This is a genomic window from Virgibacillus necropolis (genome assembly GCF_044793635.1).
Taxonomy (GTDB): domain Bacteria; phylum Bacillota; class Bacilli; order Bacillales; family Amphibacillaceae; genus Virgibacillus_F; species Virgibacillus_F necropolis_A.
The window spans coordinates 707626-733246 of the sequence record NZ_CP084992.1 but is presented as its reverse complement, the minus strand read 5'-3'; the positions used below and the strand labels follow the sequence as shown (position 1 = coordinate 733246).

Below are 25621 nucleotides of genomic sequence, written 5' to 3'. Positions count from 1 at the left end.
CATCTGTTATAATGTAATAATCTAGTGGTCTGACCACTTTAACGGTCAGCGATAAAACTACTATTGCCAAAAGGAGCGAATGAGACGTGTCTAATATGAGAGATGAAGCACTTCAAATGCATAAATCACATAAAGGTAAGTTAACTATACAATCAAAGGTACCTATTCGTAACGCTAGAGATTTAAGTTTGGCTTATTCGCCTGGTGTTGCAGAACCATGTAAAGAAATACATGATTACAAGGAAAAGGTATATGATTATACGATGAAAGGTAATATGGTTGCAGTTGTGAGCGACGGCTCTGCGGTACTTGGACTTGGTAATATAGGTCCAGAAGCTGCATTACCTGTAATGGAAGGTAAATCTGTATTATTTAAAAGTTTTGCCGGAGTAGACTCTTTTCCAATATGTCTTGCAACGCATGATATAGAAGAAATTGTACGTACGGTAAAATTAATGGAACCGACATTTGGTGGGGTTAACTTAGAGGATATTGCTGCACCAAACTGTTTTATCATTGAAGAAAGACTAAAAAGAGAAACTAATATTCCAATATTTCACGATGACCAACATGGAACGGCAATTGTTACTGTTGCTGGCTTAATTAATGCTTTAAAAGTTGTTGGTAAATCATTCTCGGATATCAAGGTAGTGGCAAATGGAGCGGGAGCTGCGGGTATTGCTATTATTAAATTACTTCATAGTTTTGGTGTACGTGAAATAATTATGTGTGATTCTAAAGGCGCAATATTTGAAGGTAGACCATATGGAATGAACGATGTGAAGGACCAAGTTGCCAAAATGACGAATAAGGCTAATAAAGAAGGGTCACTTGAAGAAGTGCTTGAGGGCACTGATGTATTTGTTGGCGTATCTGTCGGTGGATTATTATCAAAAGATATGGTTGAGCGGATGAATACAGATCCAATTATTTTTGCAATGGCTAATCCGGATCCTGAGATAATGCCAGATGAAGCAAAGGCAGCTGGCGCTAGGGTAATCGGAACAGGAAGATCAGACTTCCCTAACCAAGTTAATAATGTATTAGCTTTTCCAGGCATTTTTCGTGGGGCTCTCGATGTACGAGCTACACGAATCAATGAAAAAATGAAAGTGGCTGCTGCAAAAGCGATTGCATCATTGATAAGTGAAGAAGAACTTAACGAAGATTACGTTATACCAGCCCCATTTGATGCTAGAGTTGCACCAATTGTAGCAAAAAGCGTTGCAAAAGCAGCTATGGAATCCGGAGTTGCAAGAATTAACGTTGATCCAGAGGCTGTTGCTGAGAAAACAAGAAGATTAACTCAAATAGATACAGAGTAAAGAATTAAAGGAGGGAGTCATGGCTGTGTCCATGTCACCTAAACAAAAAGTGTACCAAGCTGTCTTAAATGAAATTCGAAGTTATATAGATGAAAATAATTTAAAGCCTGGAGATAAGCTCCCTTCCGAACGTGATCTTGCAGAAAGTTTACAAGCCGGTAGGTCATCGATTAGAGAAGCACTTAGAGCAATGGAATTACTGGGTTTACTAGAAACACGTAGCGGTCAGGGAACATTTTTGAGTATTTATAAGCCTTATCAAACGGTTGAATTATTAGCATCGTTTATTTTGCAGGGCAGTAAAACAAAGCAGGATTTATCACTTGCAAAATTAATAATTGAAAAAGAAATAGCCAAGCTTGCAATTCATCAACTTAATCATCAAGATATACATAAATTAGAAACGATAGTAAAAGAAAACCTTGAAGAAAAACATGTTCAATTTTTTAGTTTATTATTCCATAAAACAGATAATCTTCTACTGACAAGGATTTGGAACATAATGGAGGACTTTTCGCTAACAATGGAGCAAGCTAATTATGATATCATGTTTTATGAGGAACTTATTGGCCTTTATAAAAACCATAAATATGATGCGATTGAAACATTATTTGAAAATGCACAGAAATCAAATGGTCCGTAATCCATTTGGAATGACTGCAGTATTTGTCAAAAGAATAAAGCCATTTTATGACAACTTTCACTTGTGTGTTTCGTTATAATCATACATAAAGTCTCTAAATGGTAGTTTTTTAATAAAAGTACTACCCGTTTTCTGAAAAGGAGGAATTACCTTGCTTAAGGATTTTTTCGGCAAGAAAAAGAAATATGCATCTATTCCAAGCGAACAAGGCAAAATGGATGTACCTGAAGGATTAATGAAAAAGTGTCAAGGATGCCACAAAATATTTTATCGAAAAGAAATGAACAAAAATCTAAACGTTTGCCCAAATTGTGGTTTTCACCATCAATTAAATGCTTGGGAGCGGATTGATAGTTTATTTGATGAAGGTTCTTTTCAGGAATGGGATAAAAATTTAATTTCAAATAATCCACTTGGATTCCCTGGTTATGAGGAAAAGTTAGAAAAAGATCGAATTAAAACAGATCTGAACGAAGCAGTTGTCACTGGTAAGGGTACGATAGATGGACATCCTACAGTTATTAGTATTATGGATGCCAGATTTCGTATGGGAAGCATGGGCTCTGTTGTAGGCGAAAAGATTGCCCGAGCAGTCGAGGAAGCAAGGAAGCAATCATTACCAATTATTATATTTACTGCTTCTGGTGGCGCTCGGATGCAAGAGGGTGTACTTAGTTTAATGCAAATGACAAAGGCCTCCGTAGCAATTAAGCGATTCAGCGATGCTGGAGGACTTATGTTATCCATTATGACACACCCAACAACTGGTGGTGTATCTGCAAGTTTCGCTTCAATCGGTGATTATAACTTTGCTGAACCTGGTGCATTGATTGGCTTTGCTGGACGAAGAATTATTGAACAGACAATTCGGGAAAAGTTACCAGATGATTTTCAAACGGCAGAGTTTCTCCTAGAACATGGACAACTAGATAAAGTTATTCCTAGACATGATATGAAACAAACTTTGACCACATTGCTTAGCATGCATAAGAAAGGTGGGGATTCCGAATGAAGCAAGTATTAGATTTTGAAAAGCCGATTGTTAATCTTAAAGAAAAGATAACTGAGTTGAAAAGCTTTACAGAGGATAGTGAGATTAATTTATCAGAAGAAATTAATACACTTGAAAAGCGGTTAACAAAATTAGAAGATGATATTTATACAAATTTAAAACCCTGGAATCGTGTACAAATGGCGCGCCATCCGGAACGCCCAACAACACTAGACTATATTGACGAATTATTTACAGACTTTATTGAATTTCACGGTGATCGTGCTTTTGGTGATGATGCAGCAATTGTAGCTGGTATTGCAAACTATAATGGTAAACCAATTACTGTGATTGGTCACCAACGTGGTAAGGATACGAAAGAAAATATCCATCGTAACTTTAGTATGCCTCATCCGGAAGGCTACCGAAAAGCATTGCGTCACATGAAGCAAGCGGAGAAGTTTAATCGACCTATCGTTTGTTTTATTGATACGAAAGGTGCTTTTCCAGGTAAAGCAGCTGAAGAACGTGGACAAAGTGAAGCAATTGCTCGTAACTTAATGGAAATGGCTGGTCTAACCGTTCCGATAGTTTGTATTGTTATTGGTGAAGGTGGGAGTGGTGGAGCACTTGCTATTGGTGTTGGGGATCACATTCATATGCTAGAGAACTCTACATACTCAGTCATTTCACCAGAGGGTGCCGCAGCCTTATTATGGAAAGATTCTGGACTTGCTCAAAAGGCTGCTGAGACGATGAAGATCACTTCTTATGACCTAAAAGAACTCGGTGTTATCGATGAAATCATTCCAGAAGTAAAAGCCGGGGCTCATCGTGATATTAAGCAACAGGCTTCTTATATAGATGATGTTTTAGCAAAATCATTATCAACGCTAATTGAAATTGAACAGGACGAGTTGCTCGAAAACAGATGGGAAAAATATAAGCAGATTGGCGATTATAAGGAACTAGAATAATATGCTTTCGTTTTTCTTAGCAAATAAGTGCAACTAAGGCTTTCGCCATTAAATGCTTGGCGATAAGCCAAGTTTTCTAATGAGGTTGACTGTCGTCAACCTCATAGTTGATTACTTCGTACTAAAACAAAGCATAAGAATTACATAAATGCTAGTAATTGAGGTGGTATGATGAAAAAAGTAGCTGTTTTAACAAGTGGTGGTGACGCACCTGGAATGAATGCTGCTATCCGGGCTGTTGTAAGAAAATCCATTTTTCATGGAATAGATATATATGGAATAGAGAACGGATTTCAAGGTCTAATGGACGGCAATATTATAAAAATGGAATTAGGTTCTGTTGGTGATATTATCCAACGTGGTGGAACAATCTTACGCTCAGCTAGAAGTGAGGAATTTAAAACACCAGAAGGCCAACAAAAAGGTATCGAACAACTTAAAAAACATGAAATTGAAGGATTAATTGTAATTGGTGGAGATGGTAGTTTCAGAGGTGCCCAAAAGTTAACGGAAAGTGGATTTCCGTGTATAGGGGTTCCCGGAACAATCGATAATGATATCCCAGGTACAGATTTTACAATAGGCTTTGATACTGCACTTAATACAATAATCGAGGCTATTGATAAAATACGGGATACAGCTACATCACATGAGCGAACATATGTTATCGAAGTAATGGGCCGTGATGCTGGTGATTTAGCTTTATGGGCAGGACTTGCTGATGGTGCAGAAAGCATTTTAATTCCTGAAAAAAAAGACGATTTCGAAGCGGTTATCACCAAGCTAAAAAGAGGACATGAACGTGGCAAAAAGCATAGTATCATTATTTTAGCAGAGGGTGTTGGTAGTGGGTTTTCTTATGGGAAACGTATTCAGGATGCAACCGATCTAGAAACGCGCGTTACTGTTTTAGGACATATTCAACGCGGTGGTTCACCTACAGCCTCTGACCGAGTATTAGCAAGCCGTTTAGGTGCAAAAGCTGTTGATCTGTTACTAGAAGGTAAAGGCGGCAGAGTTGTTGGTATTCAACAAAATCAATTAGTTGATCACGATATATTAGAAATATTAGATCAGAAACACGCAATCAATATGGACATGTATAAGTTATCAAATGAATTGTCGATATAAGATAAATAGATAGAAATCAAGGAGGAAATAGCTATGAGGAAAACAAAAATCGTTTGTACGATTGGTCCCGCTTCTGAATCGATTGAAACATTAGAACAATTGATCAATTCGGGTATGAATGTTGCACGTTTAAATTTTTCACACGGGGATTTTGATGAACATAGACAACGGATTATTAATATTCGAAATGCAGCTGAAAAAACCGGGAAAACAGTTGCAATCTTACTTGATACAAAAGGTCCAGAAATTAGAACGGGTTCTTTTAAAAATGGAGAAGATGAAATAATTGAAGGAGGTACTGTTACTGTTTCTATGAAAGAAATAGAAGGTACAGCTGAACGTTTTTCAATTACATATCCAGGATTAATTGATGATGTCCAAGAGGGGTCTTCCATCCTACTTGATGACGGTCTAATTGAACTTAAAGTAAAAAAAATAGACCAGGAAAACCAGGAAATCGTTACTACTGCATTAAATAGCGGCACGATTAAAAATAAAAAAGGTGTTAACGTACCGAATGTTCAAGTGAAACTACCAGGTATAACAGAAAAGGATGCGAAGGATATTGAGTTCGGTATTGAAGAAGGTGTCGATTTTATTGCTGCTTCTTTTGTGCGCAGACCTTCTGATGTATTTGAAATCAGAGCATTATTAGAGGAACATGATGCTACGCATATTCAAATCATCCCTAAAATTGAAAACCATGAAGGTGTGGAAAATATAGACTCAATTTTAGAGGTTAGTGATGGAATAATGGTTGCACGTGGGGATTTAGGTGTTGAAATACCAGCAGAAGATGTTCCTCTGGTACAAAAACAACTTATTAATAAATGTAATACCGCTGGAAAACCGGTAATTACAGCTACTCAAATGTTAGATTCAATGCAACGTAACCCTAGACCTACAAGAGCAGAAGCATCAGATGTTGCAAATGCAATTTTCGATGGAACGGATGCAATCATGCTTTCAGGTGAAACTGCTGCTGGCCATTATCCAGTAGAGTCTGTTCAAACAATGAGTAGCATTGCACTAAAAGCAGAAACAGCACTTGATCATAAGTTGATTTTGACAAATCGTTCCAAAACAGTTGATATGACAATTACGGATGCAATTAGTCAATCTGTTACACATACAGCAATGAACCTGGATGTTAGTGCAATTATAACGCCTACGGAAAGTGGACATACAGCACGCATGATTTCTAAGTATCGTCCAAAAGCACCAATTGTGGCAGTTACATTTTCAGACCAAGTTAATCGTCAATTATCACTTGTTTGGGGTGTGCACGCTGCAAAGGGTAGCAAGGCTACTTCAACCGATGAAATGCTAGATATTGCGGTAGAAGAAGGGTTAAAGACAGGATTGTTTGATCGAGGAAGTAGAGTTATCATTACAGCGGGTGTACCTGTTGGAGAAAGTGGGACAACAAACCTGATGAAAGTACATGTTATTGGAGATGTAATTGCGAAAGGACAAGGAATCGGCAGAAGAAGTGCATACGGTAGGGCAGTGATTGCCAAAACAGCTGATGAAGCCATTTCAAAAGTTACAGAAGAAGATATTTTAGTAACGTATGGTACGGATCGGGATATGATGCCAGCAATTGAAAATGCTGGTGGTATTATAACGGAAGAAGGTGGGTTAACCTCACATGCTGCCGTGGTAGGATTAAGTCTTGGGATACCAGTTATCGTAGGAGTGGAAAAAGTTTTCGAACTTATCAACGATGGTGATGATATTACAATTGATGCCACAAAAGGTGATATATATAAAGGACATACTAGTGTACTTTAGAAAGTGAGGTTTAAGCCTTCATTTTTAGTACTATTTTGTTTAGCCCTAGCGCCCATTTCCTATTGTGGGCGCTTAAGCTTTTCTTGCACGTAAGGAAATGCCTGTATAAGAAAAACTTCTTCATTCGCTATTAAAGACGTAGCGAATGCCGAGTTTTTCTAAAGGGCAAGGAAAGTATAAACGAAAGTCTGTCTAGCTCCAGCGCCCAGCGCTTTTCTTATAGAAAGGATGATGATCAATGCGATGGTTAATACTTGCCTTACTAATTATTCCCGCAATGGAAATAGGTGTTTTCATATGGGCTGGTGGGATAATCGGGCCGTGGTGGATCGTATTTCTCATTATGCTTACTGGTATTGTAGGTATAATGATAGCTAAGAAGCAAGGAGCAGAAACATGGAATCGTGCACAGCTATCGATGAACAATGGCCATGTACCAGCCGAAGAAATTATTGACGGCATATGCATTTTTGTTGGAGCAGTTTTTCTATTCACACCAGGGTTCATCACAGACACAGTTGGTTTTCTCCTCGTGTTACCGGGAACAAGAAACCCATTTAAACATTTGATTCGGGCATTTATAAAGAACCGATTAAATAATGGAACGATAATTTATCGTAAGTAAGTTGACCGGACCCTTTTAGGTGCCTTTTATATAGATGAATATTTGTTTAATTACATTCGTTTGATAGCATGCATTACAAATAATTAATATAATCGGACTAATTAATAAGCCTAACACTCCCCATAGATTTAGACCGATGAACATGGTGAGCAATGCAGCTAACGGATTTACCCCTATGCTAGAGGATAATAGTTTAGGTTCTATTATTTGTCTAACAACGATAATTAGCATATATAAGATAGACAATTTTATAGTCATCGAATAATGCCCTGTTATAAATAAGTAGCCAATCCAAGGAATAAATATTACCCCTGTTCCAATATAGGGAAGTAAATCAAGTAATGCTGCCAGAATTGCTATTGTAAGTGCATACTTTACATCAAGCAATAGTAATCCAATATAGATAAAGGTTGCGGTAATAAACACTAAAACGACTTGTGCCTTTAAGAAGCCCATTATGGAGGATTTTATATGTTTTAAAAAATCTTTTACTATCGGTTTTTTAATAAATGGAAAGGTGTTTATTGCCAAAGTTTGAAGCTGGTTCCAATCTTTTGTGACTAAAAAAGCAGCAAAAAGTGTTACAGTAAATATAGTTAATGAACTAGGCAAAATGATTAACGTTTCTGGAATGTTCATCAAAAATTCTTTGATAATCACTGTTCCAGATGTAGTTATTTGGTTAGTGATTTTTTCCAGGTTATTATTAATCGCTTGTTGTTGGGACGAATCTAACGAATTAAACAAAGTTGCTAGTTTATCGTATAATGGCAAAACGTTTGAATAAAAAAATTCTTCACAAAGTGCTACAAAGTCCTGAAAATGTGCCGGTAATTGATTAGCCAAAAATGTTGTGCCTTGAATAAGTTCATTAACGATGATTGCTATACATAATACACTCACTAATAAAAATACAGATAGTACTATTAAAGTTGCGAGCGTTCGTGGAAGTTTTAATCTACCTTCAAGGATATTAACAGATGGATTTAGAATAAATGCACATAGAATAGCAATAATAAAAGGATAAAGATAAATCATACTGTACTTTGCTAGAAAAAACCCCGATATAAAGATAATAATAACAAATAGAAACCGAAGTATACGATCAATATATTGCAGATACATAAATGTCACCCCATGTTTAAGCGTTCCTAGAAAAATAAGCTTGTCTTAACTTACATATGAGCAAAAAATATGAAATAGACATAAATTTTCTAGCAAATATACGTTTTTTCTTAAAAATATTGGTGAAATTAATCGGTTTCAATTCACATTGTTATGATTATACTCTATAATTGTTCATGGGGATGACAATGTTATTTGTGAGAATATTGTCAAACATAGTCATTAATTCATTAATGTATCCTAATTAAATGTGTAAAACTTATAAAAAAGGAGAGGGATGTTATGACAACAACTAAAGGTCTCGAAGGGGTTGTAGCAACTCAATCGTCAATTAGTTCGATAATAGATGATCAACTTACATACGTTGGTTACAAGATTGATGATTTAGCCGAGAATTCAAGCTTTGAGGAAGTAGTTTATTTGCTATGGAATCTCAAGCTACCAACAAAATCTGAGTTAGATTCTTTTAAAGCAGAACTTGCTTCAAATATGGAGCTTCCAGATGCTGTAATTGAACATTTACGTTCATATGATCTATCATCAGTTCATCCAATGGCTGCATTACGTACGGCGATATCATTACTTGGACTTTACGATGATGAATCAGATGTAATGGAAGAAGCTGCGAATAAACGTAAAGCATTGCGTTTACAAGCACAAATTTCAACAATAGTTACTGCGTTTGCTCGTATTCGTCAAGGAAAAGATCCGGTTAAACCGAAAAAAGAATTAGGATTTGCTGCTAACTTCCTATATATGTTAAATGGTGAGGAAGGAAAAGATATTGAAGTTGAAGCGGTAAACAAAGCGCTTGTTCTTCATGCAGATCATGAATTAAACGCTTCAACATTTACTGCACGTGTATGTGTTGCAACGTTGTCAGATATCTATTCGGGCGTTACTGCTGCTATCGGAGCTTTAAAAGGCCCATTACACGGTGGTGCAAATGAGCGCGTAATGAAAATGTTATCTGAAATTGGTGAAGAGGAAAATGCAATTCCTTATATTAAAGAAAAAATGGAACAAAAAGAAAAAATTATGGGTATGGGACATCGCGTATATCAAAATGGCGATCCTCGGGCAAAACACTTAAAACATATGTCTAAAGAGTTAACTAAAATTACTGGACAAGCAAAATGGTATAACATGTCCGTGAAAATTGAAGACTTTATTAAAGAAGAAAAAGGCTTACCAGCAAACGTTGATTTCTATTCCGCATCTGTTTATCACAGCCTGGGAATTGATCACGACTTATTCACACCGCTTTTCGCAGTTAGTCGTGTATCCGGTTGGTTAGCACACATCTTAGAACAATACTCAAACAACCGTTTAATCCGTCCACGTGCCGAGTACATTGGACCAAAAACTCAAGACTTTATAGCAATGGAAGACCGCGGTTAATTTTATAGTATAAGCTAGAAGCTGGAAATAGTGGTAGCCGGTTAATGACCGGCTATTATCACGTCATTTTATCTGTCTAGCTCGAGCGCCCATTGCCTAGTGCCCTTCCGGCACCTCCTTACGATAAGTCAACATCGGCTTGCTTACGCTCTCCGTGTTTCCTTTATCTCATACGGTGTCGTCCAGGTCATACGGCAATAACCGGGCGCTTACACTTTTCGGATATTATGATAAAATAATTAGGTATGAAAATGACTAGGAGGTATTTTTTTATGACACAAGGAGAAAAAATTACAGTTGAAAATGGACAGATGAATGTTCCAGAACGTCCAATTATTCCATTTATTGAAGGGGACGGAATTGGTCCTGATATTTGGTCTGCTGCAAGTAAAGTAATCGAGGCAGCGGTTGAAAAAGCATACAATGGTACTAAAGCAATCGAATGGAAAGAAGTTTATGCTGGTCAAAAAGCATTTGATAAAAATGGCGAATGGTTACCTGCAGAAACACTTGATGTAATTCGTGACTACAAAATCGCAATTAAAGGACCACTTACTACACCAATCGGTGGCGGTATTCGTTCATTAAACGTTGCTCTACGTCAAGAATTAGACCTGTTTACATGCTTGCGTCCAGTTCGTTACTTTGAAGGTGTTCCTTCACCAGTAAAACGACCTGAGGATGTTGACATGGTGATTTTCCGTGAAAATACGGAAGATATTTATGCTGGTATTGAATGGCAAAAAGGTACACCAGAAGTGAAAAAAGTTATCGATTTCTTAGAAAACGAAATGGGTGTACATAATATCCGTTTTCCTGAAACATCTGGTATTGGTATTAAGCCGGTATCTGAAGAAGGAACAAAACGCCTTGTTCGTTCAAGCATTGAATATGCGATTAATGAAGGACGTAAAAGTGTTACATTAGTTCACAAAGGTAACATTATGAAATTCACTGAAGGTGCTTTCAAATCTTGGGGATATGAAGTTGCTGAAGAAGAATTTGGTGACAAAGTATTCACATGGGCTGAATATGATCGCATTGTAGAAAAAGAAGGAAAAGATGCTGCAAATAAAGCTCAAGACGAAGCAGTTAAAGCTGGTAAGATTCTTGTGAAGGATTCTATTGCGGATATTTTCTTACAACAAATCCTGACACGTCCTAAAGAGTTTGATGTAGTTGCTACAATGAACTTAAATGGAGATTACGTTTCAGATGCATTAGCAGCACAAGTAGGCGGAATTGGTATCGCACCAGGAGCAAACATTAACTTTGTAACAGGGCATGCAATTTTCGAAGCAACACACGGTACAGCACCTAAGTATGCAGGAATGGATAAAGTTAACCCATCTTCTGTAATTCTTTCAGCTGTTCTTATGCTTGAGCATCTTGAGTGGAGAGAAGCTGCGGATTTAATTTCAAAAGCCATGGATAAAACAATTGCTTCAAAAGTAGTTACGTATGATTTTGCACGTCTAATGGACGGCGCAACTGAAGTTCAATGTTCTGAGTTTGGTCAAGAACTAATTAAAAACATGGACTAAGTTAAGGAAGGGGAAAAACAATGGGTATAAAACGTAATAAAATTTCAGTGATTGGTTCTGGTTTTACTGGTGCTACAACAGCACTAATGGTCGCGCAAAAAGAACTTGGGGACGTAGTTTTGGTGGATATTCCTAATATGGAAGATCCAACAAAAGGTAAAGCATTAGATATGCTTGAAGCTAGTCCAGTTCAAGGATTTGACGCAAAAATTACTGGTACATCTAACTATGAAGAAACAAAAGATTCCGATTTAGTTATTATTACAGCGGGTATCGCTCGTAAACCAGGTATGAGCCGTGATGATTTAGTGAACACGAATGCTAAAATCATGAAATCCGTTGCTAATGAAATTGCGAAATATGCTCCAGAATCTACTATCGTTGTATTGTCAAACCCTGTAGATGCAATGACATATACAGCGTTTAAAGAATCTGGTTTCCCTAAAGAACGTGTTATTGGTCAATCAGGTGTACTAGATACAGGTCGTTTCTGTACATTTGTTGCACAAGAACTTAACCTCTCCGTAAAAGACATAAAAGGATTTGTTCTTGGTGGACATGGAGATGATATGGTTCCATTAATTCGTTATTCTAATGCTGGTGGTGTTCCATTAGAAAAACTTATTTCCAAAGAGCGTCTAGACGCAATTGTTGAACGCACACGTAAAGGTGGCGGGGAAATTGTTGGCCTACTGGGTAATGGTAGTGCATATTACGCGCCAGCTGCTTCATTAACGGTAATGGCTGAAGCAATTCTTAAGGATCAACGCCGTGTGATCCCAGCGATTGCCTACCTTGAAGGAGAATACGGATATTCAGATATCTACCTTGGTGTACCAACAGTAATTGGTGGAAATGGAATTGAAGAAATCATCGAACTAGATCTAAATGATGAAGAAAAAGCAGCTCTTGATAAATCTGCTGATTCTGTAAAAAACGTCCTTAACATCTTGCAATAATATGGAAAACTTCCCCTTGCTTTATAGTAAGGGGGGTTTTTTTAATAGATAAAGATTTACTGATTTGTTATAATAGTAAACGCTTACATATTTGGAGGTGGGAATAATGCTTGGGAAAAAGAGAAAATTAGGTAAAAAAATAAATGAATTACAGGTTGGAGATTCCTATACGGCCGTACACAGTATAGAAGATAAGGATTTATTATTATATTTAGGTTTAACAAATGATGCAAACCCATTATATATTCAGCATGACTATGCATCACAAACTCCTTATAAACAACCGATCGTTCCATCGGTAATGCTTTTTGGAATGGTGTCGTCTATTGTATCCATGCATTTGCCTGGACCGGGAAGTCATATTATTGAACAAGAAATAAAATATCCAAAACCTGCTTTTCATAGCTCAGAAGTAACATTTACGATTGAAATCACAGCTATTAATAGTGATGATCATCACCTTTCATTATCTGTTGAAGGCTACAATGCAGACGGAGATTCAGTTATTACGGGAAATCTAACGGTATGTCCTGCATATAAACCAAATTCCATTACTGCTAGTTCGTTGGAAAATTTCTTTTAAAATGATCAAAGGAACTATCACTTTTATATAATAGTGGTAGTTTTTTTATGTCACTAACCATCGCCTCCGCTTTTCTTGTCCGGCTGTGAAAAAGTTAAATATAGTAGTGGATCTACCATCGCATCTTCGAATATACTTCGCTTTCCGCGGGCGAGTGTCGAGCCTCCTTGGACTGCCGTCCTGCGGGGTCTCGCCGATCTCTTGATTCCCGCAGGAGTCTCCGTATATTCGAAATGCTAAGTTAAGGTGAAAAGTTAAATTTTTAAAATCCACGACTTTTTCAGTGGCCACACTAGCAGATAGTTGGTCCTGTTGAACGTATGGAAAGGTCACCGTACTTTCCCATGCCCTACAGGATGTAGGGTAGTTCGACGTTGCCACAGGACGTGGCGCTCTTAGTAGAACTTCATTTAATTTTTTGTACGTCACTAACCAGTCGCCTACGCTTTTCCTGTCTAGCTGCGGCTCCTAGCGACTAGCAAATAGGTAGTCCTGATGAATGTACGGAAAGTTCACCGTACTTTCCCAGTCCTATCTATTTGTACGTCGCTTAGCAGTCGCCTCCGCTTTTCTTTTCTCAATTGTAAATTTTTTTTTACATCTGTTTTTGTTCACTTCTCGTTAAGTTCCATGTACTATGTAAGTAATGGATTCAGTAGTTTCCAATGATATGAGTGGGGGCGGATGGTTTTGACACAAAAAATTCTTATAGTTGATGATGAAATTTCGATTGTGACATTACTTACATATAATATGGAGCAAGCGGGTTATGAGACTGATTATGCTTACGATGGTCTAGAAGCAATTAAAAAAGCAAGAGCAATTCATTTTGATTTAATTATTTTGGATTTAATGCTACCAGAAATGGATGGAATGGAAGTATGTAAATATCTTAGAGAAAATCATATTCAAACTCCAATTTTAATGTTAACTGCAAAGGAAGATGAGATAGATAAAATTCTTGGTTTAGAACTTGGGGCTGATGATTATATCACAAAGCCTTTTAGTCCTAAAGAGGTTGTTGCAAGAACAAAAGCTATAATAAGACGCGCTGATCAATCAAGAAAATCAACGCAGGGGTCCTTGAAAATAGGTGATTTGTTTATTTATCCTGAAAGATACGAAGCAGAAATGAATAACGAGATTATAACCTTTACTAGAAAAGAATTTGAACTGTTACATTATTTAGCTAATCATTTAGGTAATGTCTTATCAAGAGATCAATTGTTAAGTGCCGTTTGGAATTATGATTTTACTGGAGATACTAGAATTGTTGATGTGCATGTCAGTCATTTAAGAGAAAAGATTGAGCCTGATTCAAAGCATCCCAGCTATATTAAAACAATTCGCGGTCTAGGTTATAAAATGGAGGAGCCAAAATAATGCGTTATATATTTAAAAAACCTCTTAATACATATGTAATTGGAATTTTCGTATTAGTTTTACTGACTGGAGTAGTAATCAGCAGGTTAACATCTGAATATATTATATTATTTTCTGTATTGCTTGTTGAATTTGTCATTTTAGTGCTCATACTTCTTCATGTTTTTGAAAGGTATATGAAACCTATTAAAAAAGCGACAAAAACGGTAGATGAATTAGTTAAAGGGAATTACCGAGCGCGTATTCATTACACTTCAAATGGCGGTGTTGCAGAACTTAGCAACAAGATCAATATTTTGGCGAGAAATCTTAGTGAACTAACAATTCAAGAAGATATTCAGGAAAAGCAATTAACAACTGTTATTGATAATACAGAAAGTGGGCTTGTATTAATTGATGAAAAAGGGTACATCCATCTTGTAAACCGAAAGTTCATTTCAATGTTTGGAAATACACCGAAAGATTATAAAGGATATCTATATTATGATGTTCTTGGTAATGAGAAGATTGATCGTTTAGTACAACAAACGTTTTTATATGAAGAAAATGTCAAAGAATCATTTACCCAAATAATAGACTTTAATAAAAAGTATATACAGATAGTTGGAGCTCCAATTTTTAATGAAAAGAACATACTAAAAGGAGCAGTTCTTGTATTTTATGATATTACTGAATTAAAAAAACTAGAATTGATGCGAAAAGATTTCGTTGCAAATGTTTCGCATGAATTGAAAACACCGATAACCTCTATTAAAGGGTTTGCCGAAACACTTTTGGAAAATGATGAGGATAATCCAGAAACGCTAGATAAATTTCATCAAATTATTTATGATGAAAGCCATCGTCTACAAATTTTAATTCAAGATCTGTTAACACTATCTAAATTAGAAAAAGACGAATTTACATTAAAAGTTACAGATTTCAATATGAACAAGGTTGCAGATGAAGTTGTAGCAGTAATCAGCCAGCAAGCAGAAAAGAAAATGCTGAATTTGACAGTTAAAATGGAAGAAGATATTAAAGTAAAAGCAGACCGTGAGCAGATGAAACAAGTTTTGTTTAATCTCCTTGCCAATGCAGTAAGCTATACACCAGAAAGAGGAGAAATTCTGTTGACTGTCGATGAAACTGATGAATACATGCATATATCAGTTAAGGATACAGGCATTGGGATTGATAAGGAAGCAATTTCACGATTGTTTGAGCGTTTTTACCGGGTTGATAAAGCAAGAAGTCGTAATACAGGTGGTACTGGACTCGGTCTAGCAATCGTGAAACATATTGTGGATGTCCATGGTGGTAAAATTATGGTGGATAGTGAAGTAGACGTGGGATCAACTTTCCATGTGTATATACCAACAAACTTAGATTAAGAAACTGGTCACTTCATTCAAACGAAGTGACCAGTTTTCATGTCTATATTGTTAGTTTGACCGTTTTTGCTTTATACTGTAACTATACATAAAATGAATCATGGGAAACACAATCATGTACAATATTGCTGAAAAATAAGGAGGCATATATATGTCAAATAAACTAGTTTTAATTGATGGTAACAGTATTATTTATCGGGCCTTTTTTGCTTTACCATTACTGAATAATGATAAAGGTGTTTATACAAATGCTGTTTATGGCTTTACGACGATGCTACTTCGGATTTTAGAAGATGAAAAACCAACACATATGCTTGTTGCATTTGATGCTGGGAAAACGACTTTTCGACATAAAACCTATAAAGAATATAAGGGTGGACGTCAAAAAACACCACAGGAGCTATCTGAACAGTTTTCACTACTCAAAGAACTGTTAGATGCATTTGAAATCCCTCACTATCAACTAGAACAGTATGAAGCTGATGATATTATTGGGACATTAGCAACAAACGGAAAGGACGAAAAATGGGACGTCACCGTTATTTCAGGGGATAAAGATTTACTTCAGCTTGTCTCTGACCATGTTACGGTAAATCTAACCAAAAAAGGCATTAGTGATGTTGAAACCTATACGCCAGCATTTTTGAAAGAAAAAATGGAGATCAATTCGGAACAAGTAATTGAGTTAAAGGCACTAATGGGCGATAACTCAGATAACATCCCAGGTGTGCCAGGAGTTGGACAAAAAACAGCAGTAAAACTATTGAAGCAATATACCACGCTTAATGGTGTTTATGAGCATTTGGATGAGGTAAGTGGGAAAAAGTTAAAAGAAAATCTTACGAATCATAAAGACGATGCATATATGAGCAGGGATCTTGTTACAATTAAAGTTGATTCACCAATTGAAATTGGCTTGAAAGATTTAACGTATAATGGTTACCAATCTAATAAAGTAAGTACAATTTTTAAAGACTTAGGTTTTCAATCGTTATTAGGTAAATTGGACGGTGAAGAAGTCGAGACAGGTGAAACACAGCAGGATATTCAAGATATAGAGTTTAAAATAGTAGATCATGTATCAAATGATCTATTCACTGGTAAGGAATCATTAGTTGTTGAAATGACCAGTGAAAACTATCATCAAGCAAAAATAGAAGGTTTCGGCATTGCTAATGAAAAAAGTGCTTATTTCATTCCCACTGAAATTGCGTTAGAATCTGAGGAATTTAAAGCATGGGCAAGTGACCGTACGCAGGAAAAATATTTGTTTGATGGTAAGGGTTCGTTAGTGGCGTTATTAAATCATGGTATCGAAATGAAAGGGATAACGTTTGACATGCTCCTGGCCTCTTACTTATTAAATCCATCAGAGAACCATCATGATATTCCTGCGATTGGTCATCGATTGGGAAAGAAAAATGTATTATTTGATGAAGAAGTCTACGGAAAAGGTGCAAAGTTAGCAATTCCTGAGCAGGATAAGCTTGGTGAACATGTTGCACGAAAGGCTCGTGTGCTTTACGATATACAACCTGATATGGAATCAGATTTAATTAATAATAAGTTGTTTGAATTATATAAAGAGCTTGAAATGCCACTAGCACTAATTCTTGGTGATGTTGAACATACAGGTGTACGAGTTGATATCGAGCGATTGGAAAAAATGCGTGTGGAACTAAAAGAGCGACTAGATGAAATTGAAGCTGATGTCTATGAGCTTGCGGGAGAAAAGTTTAATATAAATTCACCGAAACAACTTGGCCCAATTTTATTTGAAAAACTAGAGCTACCTGTTATTAAGAAAACAAAAACTGGCTACTCTACTGCGGCAGATGTGTTAGAGCAATTACAAGATAAACATGAAATAATACCAAAATTACTTTTGTACCGTCAGTTAGGAAAACTTCAATCGACTTATATTGAGGGGCTATTAAAAGTTGTTAACAAAGACACAAAAAAAATTCATACACGCTATAACCAAGCATTGGCGCAAACAGGTAGGCTTAGCTCAGTTGATCCAAACCTGCAAAACATTCCGATCCGCTTAGAAGAAGGAAGAAAAATAAGACAAGCCTTCATTCCTTCTAAGGAAGGCTGGATTATGTTTGCAGCAGATTATTCGCAAATTGAATTAAGAGTGTTGGCACACATTGCAGAAGACGCGAAGTTAATAGAGGCATTTCGTAACGACTTGGATATTCATACCCAAACTGCGATGGATGTTTTTCACGTAAAAGCTGATGAGGTCACCTCGAACATGCGTAGGCAGGCAAAAGCTGTAAACTTTGGAATCGTTTATGGAATAAGTGATTATGGATTGTCACAAAGCCTAGGTATTACTCGAAAAGAAGCGAAACGATTTATCGATCGCTATTTGGAAAGTTACCCTGGTGTCAAAACCTATATGAATACAAGTATTCAAGATGCGAAACATCAAGGCTTTGTCTCAACACTAATGAATAGAAGAAGATATTTACCTGAAATAACAAGTAGGAATTTTAATCAACGCAGTTTTGCAGAACGAACAGCAATGAACACTCCAATTCAAGGGAGTGCAGCAGATATTATCAAAAAAGCTATGATTGACTTATATGAAAAATTAAAGGATGAAAACCTTCAAGCGCGTATTTTATTACAGGTACACGATGAATTGATATTAGAAGCGCCAAAAGAAGAGTTGGAAAAGTTGAAGGAAATTGTACCTGATATTATGGAGCATACTGTTCCTTTAAGTGTCCCATTAAAAGTTGATTATGAATATGGAGATAGCTGGTTCGATGCAAAGTAACAAGGAGAATTATACATGCCAGAATTACCTGAAGTAGAAACCGTAAAACAAACATTAAAACGTTTCGTTCTAAATAAGACTATTCAACATGTGGATGTTTTTTGGCCGAATATTATTAAACTTCCAGACGATGTAGAAGAATTTAAAGTTAACTTGCAGCAACAATCCATCATCGATATTCATCGAAAAGGTAAATTTATATTATTCGAGTTAACTGACTATACATTAGTTTCCCATCTCCGTATGGAAGGTAAATATAGTGTCCACGCATCAGGAGAACCTGTAAAGAAACATACACATGTCATATTTACTTTCACAGATGGTGAGGAGCTTCGATATAACGATGTACGTAAATTCGGAACGATGCATATTGTGAAAAAGGGCACGGAACTTGATCAAAAGCCATTAAATCAACTTGGCCCAGATCCGTTTGATAAAGCATTTACGCTTGAGTACTTTTACCAAAAGCTTCATAAAACAGATCGGGTTATCAAATCTGCATTATTGGATCAAACGATTGTTGCAGGGCTTGGAAATATTTATGTCGATGAGACGCTATTTCAAGCGGGAGTTAACCCATTAAAAAAAGCGAATAAACTCACAAAAAAAGAAGTAAAGGCAATTCAGGAAGAGGCTAAAACAATCCTTCAACATGCGATAGAACTTGGCGGTACAACCATCCGTTCTTATGTAAATAGCAGCGGTGAAATGGGTATGTTCCAACAAACGTTATATGTATATGGACAGGAAAATAATCCATGCAAAAATTGTGGGAAGCCTATAGTTAAAATGAAAATAGGTGGCCGTGGAACTCATGTGTGCATGAATTGTCAAAAATAGCATTAAAGGAGCATACATTATGGCGTTAATTATAGGGTTAACTGGAAGTATTGCGAGTGGCAAAAGTACGGTTTCTTCCATGTTTGATGCATACAATATCCCGGTAGTAGATGCAGATAAAATTTCAAGAGATGTTGTTTGCCCAGGTGAAAAGGCGTATCAACAGATTGTGCAAACATTTGGAAGTGCGATTTTGCATGAAGATAAAACGATAGACCGCAAGAAGCTGGGTTCCATCATTTTTCCTAATCAGAAAAAACGTTCGCAATTGAATTCAATTGTGCATCCTGCAGTACGAGAAAAGATGTTACAGCAACGAGATGAGTTTATTGCATCTGGTGCAAATTGTGTTGTACTTGATATCCCATTATTATTTGAAAGCAAATTAACCCATTTTGTTGATAAAACAGTCGTCGTGTACGTTAATAAAGAAACACAACTTGCACGTCTGATGAAACGGGATGGTTCAACAGAGGTTGAGGCAAACGAAAGAATTAATTCTCAGATTTCATTAAATGAAAAAGCAAACATGGCAGATGCAGTTATCGACAATAATGGAACAAAAGAACAATCAAAAGAAAAATTAGACAAGCTATTAAAATCCTGGAAAATTATATAACATTAAGTGAAGATATAGGTAGTTATTCCACCTATATCTTCTTTTTGGCACAAAATTATCGTTTTTTAAAGCACATTTTACGAAATATGTGTTATACTACTTATTAATAAAGGATAAAAAGTATAGCATATATGGGAGGACTTTATATGAATAAAACACGAGTTGCCATAAATGGATTTGGTCGAATTGGACGAATGGTCTTTCGCCAAGCTATCAAAGACAATCAATTAGAAGTTGTAGCAATTAATGCAAGTTATCCTCCAGAAACACTTGCCCATTTAATTAAATATGATAGTGTACATGGAATTTTTAACGGTGAAGTGAAAGCGCTTCAGGATAGTCTTGAAATCGACGGAAAGACTGTTTTACTTGTTAATTCACGCGAACCACAGAAATTACCTTGGAAAGATCATAATATAGATATTGTAATTGAAGCTACAGGTAAGTTTAACACGAAGGATGGCGCTGGATTACATCTACAGGCGGGCGCTAAAAAAGTTGTTATCACAGCCCCGGGGAAAAATGTTGATAACACAATTGTGATGGGTGTTAATCATGATACGTATAATCCTGATAAAGAGCATATTATTTCGAACGCTTCGTGCACGACAAACTGTTTAGCCCCAGTTGTAAAAGTAATTGATGATAACTTTAAAATTATCAATGGCCTTATGACAACCGTGCATGCATTTACAAATGATCAAAAGAATTTAGATAATCCACATAAAGATTTACGTCGTGCAAGAGGCTGCACACAATCGATTATTCCTACATCTACTGGTGCTGCAAAGGCTTTAGGATTAGTATTACCGCATTTAGATGGTAAACTGCATGGAATGTCATTACGTGTGCCGACACCAAATGTATCGCTAGTTGATCTTGTAGTTGATGTGGAAAAATCTGTTTCAGCTGAAGATGTTAATAAAGCATTTGAGCAAGCAGGTGCGAACAAATTAAATGGAATTGTTAAATACAGTAAGGAACCATTGGTATCTATTGACTACACAACTACGGAGTATTCTGCAATTATAGATGGCCTTTCAACGATGGTTATGGAAGATAATAAAGTCAAAGTGTTAGCTTGGTATGATAATGAATGGGGTTATTCAAACCGTGTAGTCGATCTTGCAAAATATGTAGGAAGTTATCTGAATCAAGAACAAGTGAAAATTTCTTAATATAATGGACCTTGGAGGGCATATGCTCTTTCAAGGTCAAATTTTTTCTTGATAAAAAACATATTGCAAAAATAAAAAAAACAGTTTATACTTCTTTGTGACCTTCTAATATGCAATACACCTACTTAAAGGGTTAGGACCTCTTTGGACTAACTTTCCCCCGTGGTATGGTGAAGTAACAAACGGAAGGACTTAACAATTCGTTTAAGGGGGAAATGTAATGGATACAATGGGAAGACACGTAATTGCTGAATTATGGGAATGTAATATAGATAAATTGAATGATATGGGATTAATCGAACGTATATTTGTAGATGCAGCTTTAAAAGCGGGTGCGGAAGTACGAGAGGTCGCTTTCCATAAATTTGCACCACATGGTGTGAGTGGAGTAGTTATCATCTCGGAATCACATTTGACGATTCACAGTTTCCCAGAGCATGGATATGCAAGCATTGATGTATATACCTGCGGGGATATTATTGATCCGAATGTTGCGGCAGAACATATCGCGCGTTCATTAGAAGCAAAGACATATGAAAAAGTAGAAGTTCCACGTGGAATGGGTTCTGTAAAGGTTAATAAATTCCAAGTGTTATAAAATAATTGATTAAAAATAAAAAGTTGATTAGACTTGTCCCCTTATCGATATCTATTCGATAAGGATGAGTTTAATCAGCTTTTTTTATGATTTTTTGTCTAGCTCCAGTGCCCATTGCCTAGTGCCCTTCCGGCACCTCCTTGCGATAAGTCAACATCGGCTCGCATCCGCTCACCGTGTTTCCTTTACCTCATACGGAGCCGTCCAGGTCATACGGCAATAAACGGGCACTTCCACTTTTCTAATTAGTTAAATTGCGGGAAACGTGTTAAAATGTGATGTAGTATCTATAAATTTATCATAATGTGACGAGGTGTAGGGGATGTCAATTAAGCAAACCATAAAAAAATACTTTAGTAATCATTCAGAAACAAGTGATAACCATTTGGATACATCACTTCAAACACATTATTATAAAACTACTAAAGATAAAGCACTTGCCAAATTAGAGGAATTATATACGAAATCACAAAACTATTCGATACATTCGATTTCGAAAGAGCATGGGGAAATCAGCCTTTATTATAAGAAAACCTTTATCATTGCGACTATTATTTCTGTCAGGCCATTTAATACTGCAATTGATTTTTCCGTTACTACTGAATCCGCATTACCTTTTGATTTTGGTAACAGTACAAGAGTTATTGAACAGTTATATAAACAATTAAACAATGAATTACCTTATATTGAAACGAAAAGATAATCTTAGTAAAAAGGAGCGGGGTGGAGCGAAATGAGATGTTCTAATTGTGATTACAAAAGTACAAAGGTTCTTGACTCACGACCTATTGAAGAAGGTCGATCAATCAGGCGTAGAAGAGAATGTGAGCAATGTGGGTTTCGCTTTACCACGTTCGAACGAATAGAAGCAATACCTTTAATTGTTGTTAAAAAAGAAGGCGCGAGACAAGAATTTAGTAGAGAAAAATTGATTAGGGGATTGATCAGGTCCTGTGAAAAGCGACCCGTTCCCGTTGAGAAAATAGAGTCAATTGCATTAGATGTGGAAAAGGAACTACGTGATAAGGGCGTATCGGAAGTAGAAAGTAAAGAGATAGGCGAAATGGTAATGGATCGACTAGCAAAGGTCGATGAAGTTGCATACGTACGTTTTGCTTCTGTTTATCGTCAATTTAAGGATATTACTGTCTTTTTAGATGAATTGAAGGATTTAATTAAAACAGATAAAAAGTAATGGGTTAAGAAGGAGTTAGGGTTATGAATGTTATTGGAAAGGTCTTACCAGTAGATGGGTATTACGTGTCACAAAAAAAGAGTCTACCAGTAGACTTCGAAAAAGCAATGACTCATTTATACCAACCTTTGATTGGAATTGAAGCTGTTTCTCTTTTCATGACATTATTGCACGAGGTTGAAGTACAGAATTTGGAAGACCCACAAACACATCACACATTAATGAACTATTTAAACATGCCACTAGATGAAATATACCGGGCAAGACTAAAATTAGAGGGCATTGGCTTAATGAAAACCTATGAAAGACTACTTGATGAACAGTCAATTTATACGTATGAATTATTGGCCCCTTTTTCTCCCAGTGAATTTTTTACAGATGAAATGTTAGCACAATTACTTTATTACCATATTGGCGAAGAGAAGTTTGTTCTTTTAAAACAGCGGTATTATAAAAAACAATTGTCTCATACTGGAAAAAACGTTACTGCTGCATTCAATGATGTATTTCAAACGTTTCAACCGTATAATCAAACGATGAACGCAGCGGAGCATAATGAGGACGAACCTATTATAGATTCGATAGATTTTTCTTGGATTAAAAAAATGTTGGAGCAACGAATGATACCTGCAAACAGTGTTCTTACTGTAAGTAATAAACAGCTTATTATACAAATGATGAAGTTGTATGAATTAGAAACACATGAAATCGAAAAAAGTATGTTGTGGGCCTTAACTGATGAAAACACATTACATACTGAAGAGTTCAAGAATGCCTGTCATGATGTATTTAAATCTAAATATAATACGACAACCATCAAGCTTACAGAAAAGGTAGAAAAAAAAGAGATACCGAAGTCAATACCTCAAACACAGGAAGAACAACTTGTGCATCATTTAGAAACCATTTCTCCAAAACAATTGTTAGAGGACTTATCTAGTGGTAATCATGCTTCAGAACAAGATATGCGAGTGATCCGTGAAGTAATGACATTACAGGGATTGCCATCTCCTGTTATGAATGTATTGATTCACTTTGTATTGCTTCAATCAAATATGAAACTATCAAAAGCTTATTTAGGAAAAATTGCTAGTCATTGGTCACGTGCTAATTTGCAAACGGCAAAAGAAGCAATGGTTTTTGCAAAAAAAGAGAAGAATAGATATCAAAAGTCAACATCACCATCATCGAAACCATCCTATTCCAATTCCAAGAATTACTCGAATGAAGTTGTACCAGATTGGTTTAAGGATCGCAAGAAAGACAATGTGAAAAAAATTCCGGTGAAGAATGAAACTGAATCAACTAAAGAAAAAGAAGAGATGGACGAATTATTAAGAAAAATATCTAGTAGCAATAAAAAATAATCATTTCCAAGGATGATTGATATGAAACCAGTACAATCAACATTAAAAAAATGGATGAACGATAATAAAGATTTTAAGGAAAACTACATGAAAATCAGAAAAGATGTGTTAGAAGATCCTGAAATTAAAGAATTTCTATCGCTTCATCCCGAGTTATCAAAACAAGAAATCGATAAAAATCTTATTAAATTATATGAGTACAAAACACAGTCTAAACAATGTGATAAGTGTAAATCACTTGGTGGCTGCATTAATATGTTAAATGGGTATTCACCAATTCTTAAAACGGAAAACAACGAAATCCATTTGCAGTATGAAAAGTGTCATAATCGAGTTAGTTTTGAGAAGCAAAAAGAGCAACAGCAACTAATCCAAAGTCTTTACATGCCAAAAGAAATTCTTGAGGCATCGACTGATAAAATTGAAAGTGATTCGGCACGAAAGTTAGCAATAAAGGAAATGGTTGACTTTATTGAGAAAGCAAAAACAGGTCTCCCTTCAAAAGGGTTATATTTTTATGGACCATTTGGCGTTGGGAAAACGTTTTTCCTGGGAGCAATTGCAAATCGACTAAAAGAAGATAAAATCTCATCTATGATTATCTATATGCCCGAATTTGTTCGGGAAATTAAAGCTTCCTTAAAAGATGACTCGATAAATAGAAAAATCGAGTACTTTAAAAAGGCTGAAGTTCTGATGATTGATGACATTGGGGCTGAATCTCAATCAGCATGGTTTCGTGATGAAATCCTCGGATCTATTTTGCAGTATCGTATGATGGAAGGACTTCCAGTGTTTTTCACTTCCAACTATAACCTAGACCAATTAGAGGACCAGTTAGCCAAAACAAATCGTGGAGCTGTTGAAACAGTTAAAGCAGGACGAATTATTGAACGTATCAAACAAGTGAGTAAAGAAGTACAAATCTCTGGAGAAAACAGACGAAATAGCTAGACAAGAAAAGCGTAAGCGCCCGATAATTGCCGTATGACCTGTGCCCACGCAACGTGGGTAGTTCGATGTTGCCACTCAAGTGGCGGTTTCAATCGAACCTCTTTTTATATGAGATGAACTAGACTTATCGCCAGTAATGGCGAAAGTCAAAGTGAATCTTATGTTGTGATGAAGTGAAAAGGAAACACGAAGAGCGGAGCGATTCGATGTTGATTTATCGTAAGG

23 protein-coding genes are annotated in these 25621 nt (G+C 36.3%); 22 read left to right on the top strand and 1 reads right to left on the bottom strand.

Annotated features, from left to right (window positions below):
* Positions 1-95 precede the first annotated feature (95 nt).
* The 7 genes from LG329_RS03755 to LG329_RS03725 all read left to right on the top strand — a co-directional run bounded on the left by LG329_RS03755 (position 96) and on the right by LG329_RS03725 (position 7486).
* Positions 96-1325, top strand: coding sequence for an NADP-dependent malic enzyme (locus LG329_RS03755; RefSeq protein ID WP_404456394.1), 1230 nt, complete (start codon positions 96-98; stop codon positions 1323-1325).
* Between the two features lie 19 nt (positions 1326-1344).
* Positions 1345-1968, top strand: coding sequence for a FadR/GntR family transcriptional regulator (locus LG329_RS03750; protein ID WP_404453533.1), 624 nt, complete (start codon positions 1345-1347; stop codon positions 1966-1968).
* 151 nt (positions 1969-2119) lie between these two features.
* Positions 2120-2980 (top strand): acetyl-CoA carboxylase, carboxyltransferase subunit beta, encoded by an 861-nt coding sequence (gene accD, locus LG329_RS03745; RefSeq protein ID WP_404453531.1) that lies wholly within the window; start codon positions 2120-2122, stop codon positions 2978-2980.
* Positions 2977-3936 carry an acetyl-CoA carboxylase carboxyl transferase subunit alpha gene (gene accA / locus LG329_RS03740; protein WP_404453529.1) on the top strand — a complete coding sequence of 320 codons (960 nt, stop codon included), beginning with the start codon at positions 2977-2979 and terminating at the stop codon, positions 3934-3936. Before accD ends, accA begins: the two co-directional genes overlap by 4 nt.
* Before the next feature lie 171 nt (positions 3937-4107).
* The gene (gene pfkA / locus LG329_RS03735) at positions 4108-5067 is read left to right on the top strand and encodes a 6-phosphofructokinase (RefSeq protein WP_404453526.1); all 960 of its coding nucleotides are present in this window, start codon (positions 4108-4110) and stop codon (positions 5065-5067) included.
* A 33-nt stretch (positions 5068-5100) separates the two neighbouring features.
* Positions 5101-6861: a pyruvate kinase gene (gene pyk, locus LG329_RS03730; protein WP_404453523.1), complete on the top strand. Its 1761-nt coding sequence runs from the start codon at positions 5101-5103 to the stop codon at positions 6859-6861.
* 238 nt (positions 6862-7099) lie between these two features.
* Entirely contained in the window at positions 7100-7486 is a 387-nt protein-coding gene (locus LG329_RS03725; protein WP_404453521.1) for an FxsA family protein, read from the top strand.
* Between the two features lie 15 nt (positions 7487-7501).
* On the opposite strand, the gene ytvI is transcribed toward LG329_RS03725, so the two are convergent.
* Positions 7502-8611, bottom strand: coding sequence for a sporulation integral membrane protein YtvI (gene ytvI / locus LG329_RS03720; protein ID WP_404453518.1), 1110 nt, complete (start codon positions 8609-8611; stop codon positions 7502-7504).
* A 282-nt stretch (positions 8612-8893) separates the two neighbouring features.
* Between ytvI and citZ the strand changes: the two genes are divergently transcribed.
* The 15 genes from citZ (at position 8894) to dnaI (ending at position 25396) form a co-directional block, all read left to right on the top strand.
* Positions 8894-10012: a citrate synthase gene (gene citZ / locus LG329_RS03715; protein WP_404453516.1), complete on the top strand. Its 1119-nt coding sequence runs from the start codon at positions 8894-8896 to the stop codon at positions 10010-10012.
* 272 nt (positions 10013-10284) lie between these two features.
* On the top strand, positions 10285-11556 hold the full coding sequence (icd, locus tag LG329_RS03710; protein WP_404453513.1) for an NADP-dependent isocitrate dehydrogenase: 1272 nt from the start codon (positions 10285-10287) through the stop codon (positions 11554-11556).
* A 20-nt stretch (positions 11557-11576) separates the two neighbouring features.
* Positions 11577-12515, top strand: coding sequence for a malate dehydrogenase (gene mdh, locus LG329_RS03705; protein WP_404453510.1), 939 nt, complete (start codon positions 11577-11579; stop codon positions 12513-12515).
* 106 nt (positions 12516-12621) lie between these two features.
* Positions 12622-13098 carry a MaoC/PaaZ C-terminal domain-containing protein gene (locus LG329_RS03700; RefSeq protein WP_404453507.1) on the top strand — a complete coding sequence of 159 codons (477 nt, stop codon included), beginning with the start codon at positions 12622-12624 and terminating at the stop codon, positions 13096-13098.
* 690 nt (positions 13099-13788) lie between these two features.
* Positions 13789-14481 (top strand): response regulator transcription factor, encoded by a 693-nt coding sequence (locus LG329_RS03695; RefSeq protein WP_404453505.1) that lies wholly within the window; start codon positions 13789-13791, stop codon positions 14479-14481.
* Positions 14481-15854 carry a two-component system histidine kinase PnpS gene (gene pnpS, locus LG329_RS03690; protein ID WP_404453502.1) on the top strand — a complete coding sequence of 458 codons (1374 nt, stop codon included), beginning with the start codon at positions 14481-14483 and terminating at the stop codon, positions 15852-15854. Before LG329_RS03695 ends, pnpS begins: the two co-directional genes overlap by 1 nt.
* 151 nt (positions 15855-16005) lie before the next feature.
* Positions 16006-18645, top strand: coding sequence for a DNA polymerase I (gene polA, locus LG329_RS03685; RefSeq protein WP_404453499.1), 2640 nt, complete (start codon positions 16006-16008; stop codon positions 18643-18645).
* Positions 18646-18660: 15 nt separating this feature from the next.
* A complete protein-coding gene (gene mutM / locus LG329_RS03680) occupies positions 18661-19485 on the top strand; it encodes a DNA-formamidopyrimidine glycosylase (protein ID WP_404453496.1) in 825 nt (274 codons plus the stop codon).
* A gap of 19 nt (positions 19486-19504) precedes the next feature.
* Positions 19505-20104 (top strand): dephospho-CoA kinase, encoded by a 600-nt coding sequence (gene coaE, locus LG329_RS03675; protein WP_404453493.1) that lies wholly within the window; start codon positions 19505-19507, stop codon positions 20102-20104.
* A 146-nt stretch (positions 20105-20250) separates the two neighbouring features.
* Positions 20251-21282 (top strand): glyceraldehyde-3-phosphate dehydrogenase, encoded by a 1032-nt coding sequence (locus tag LG329_RS03670; protein WP_404453490.1) that lies wholly within the window; start codon positions 20251-20253, stop codon positions 21280-21282.
* 220 nt (positions 21283-21502) lie between these two features.
* Positions 21503-21880 (top strand): adenosylmethionine decarboxylase, encoded by a 378-nt coding sequence (gene speD, locus LG329_RS03665; RefSeq protein ID WP_404453488.1) that lies wholly within the window; start codon positions 21503-21505, stop codon positions 21878-21880.
* A 322-nt stretch (positions 21881-22202) separates the two neighbouring features.
* On the top strand, positions 22203-22583 hold the full coding sequence (locus LG329_RS03660; RefSeq protein ID WP_404453486.1) for a cytosolic protein: 381 nt from the start codon (positions 22203-22205) through the stop codon (positions 22581-22583).
* Between the two features lie 30 nt (positions 22584-22613).
* A complete protein-coding gene (nrdR, locus tag LG329_RS03655; RefSeq protein WP_404453484.1) occupies positions 22614-23075 on the top strand; it encodes a transcriptional regulator NrdR in 462 nt (153 codons plus the stop codon).
* A gap of 23 nt (positions 23076-23098) precedes the next feature.
* The gene (locus LG329_RS03650) at positions 23099-24442 is read left to right on the top strand and encodes a replication initiation and membrane attachment family protein (protein WP_404453482.1); all 1344 of its coding nucleotides are present in this window, start codon (positions 23099-23101) and stop codon (positions 24440-24442) included.
* Positions 24443-24463: 21 nt separating this feature from the next.
* Positions 24464-25396 (top strand): primosomal protein DnaI, encoded by a 933-nt coding sequence (gene dnaI, locus LG329_RS03645; protein WP_404453479.1) that lies wholly within the window; start codon positions 24464-24466, stop codon positions 25394-25396.
* Positions 25397-25621 lie beyond the last annotated feature (225 nt).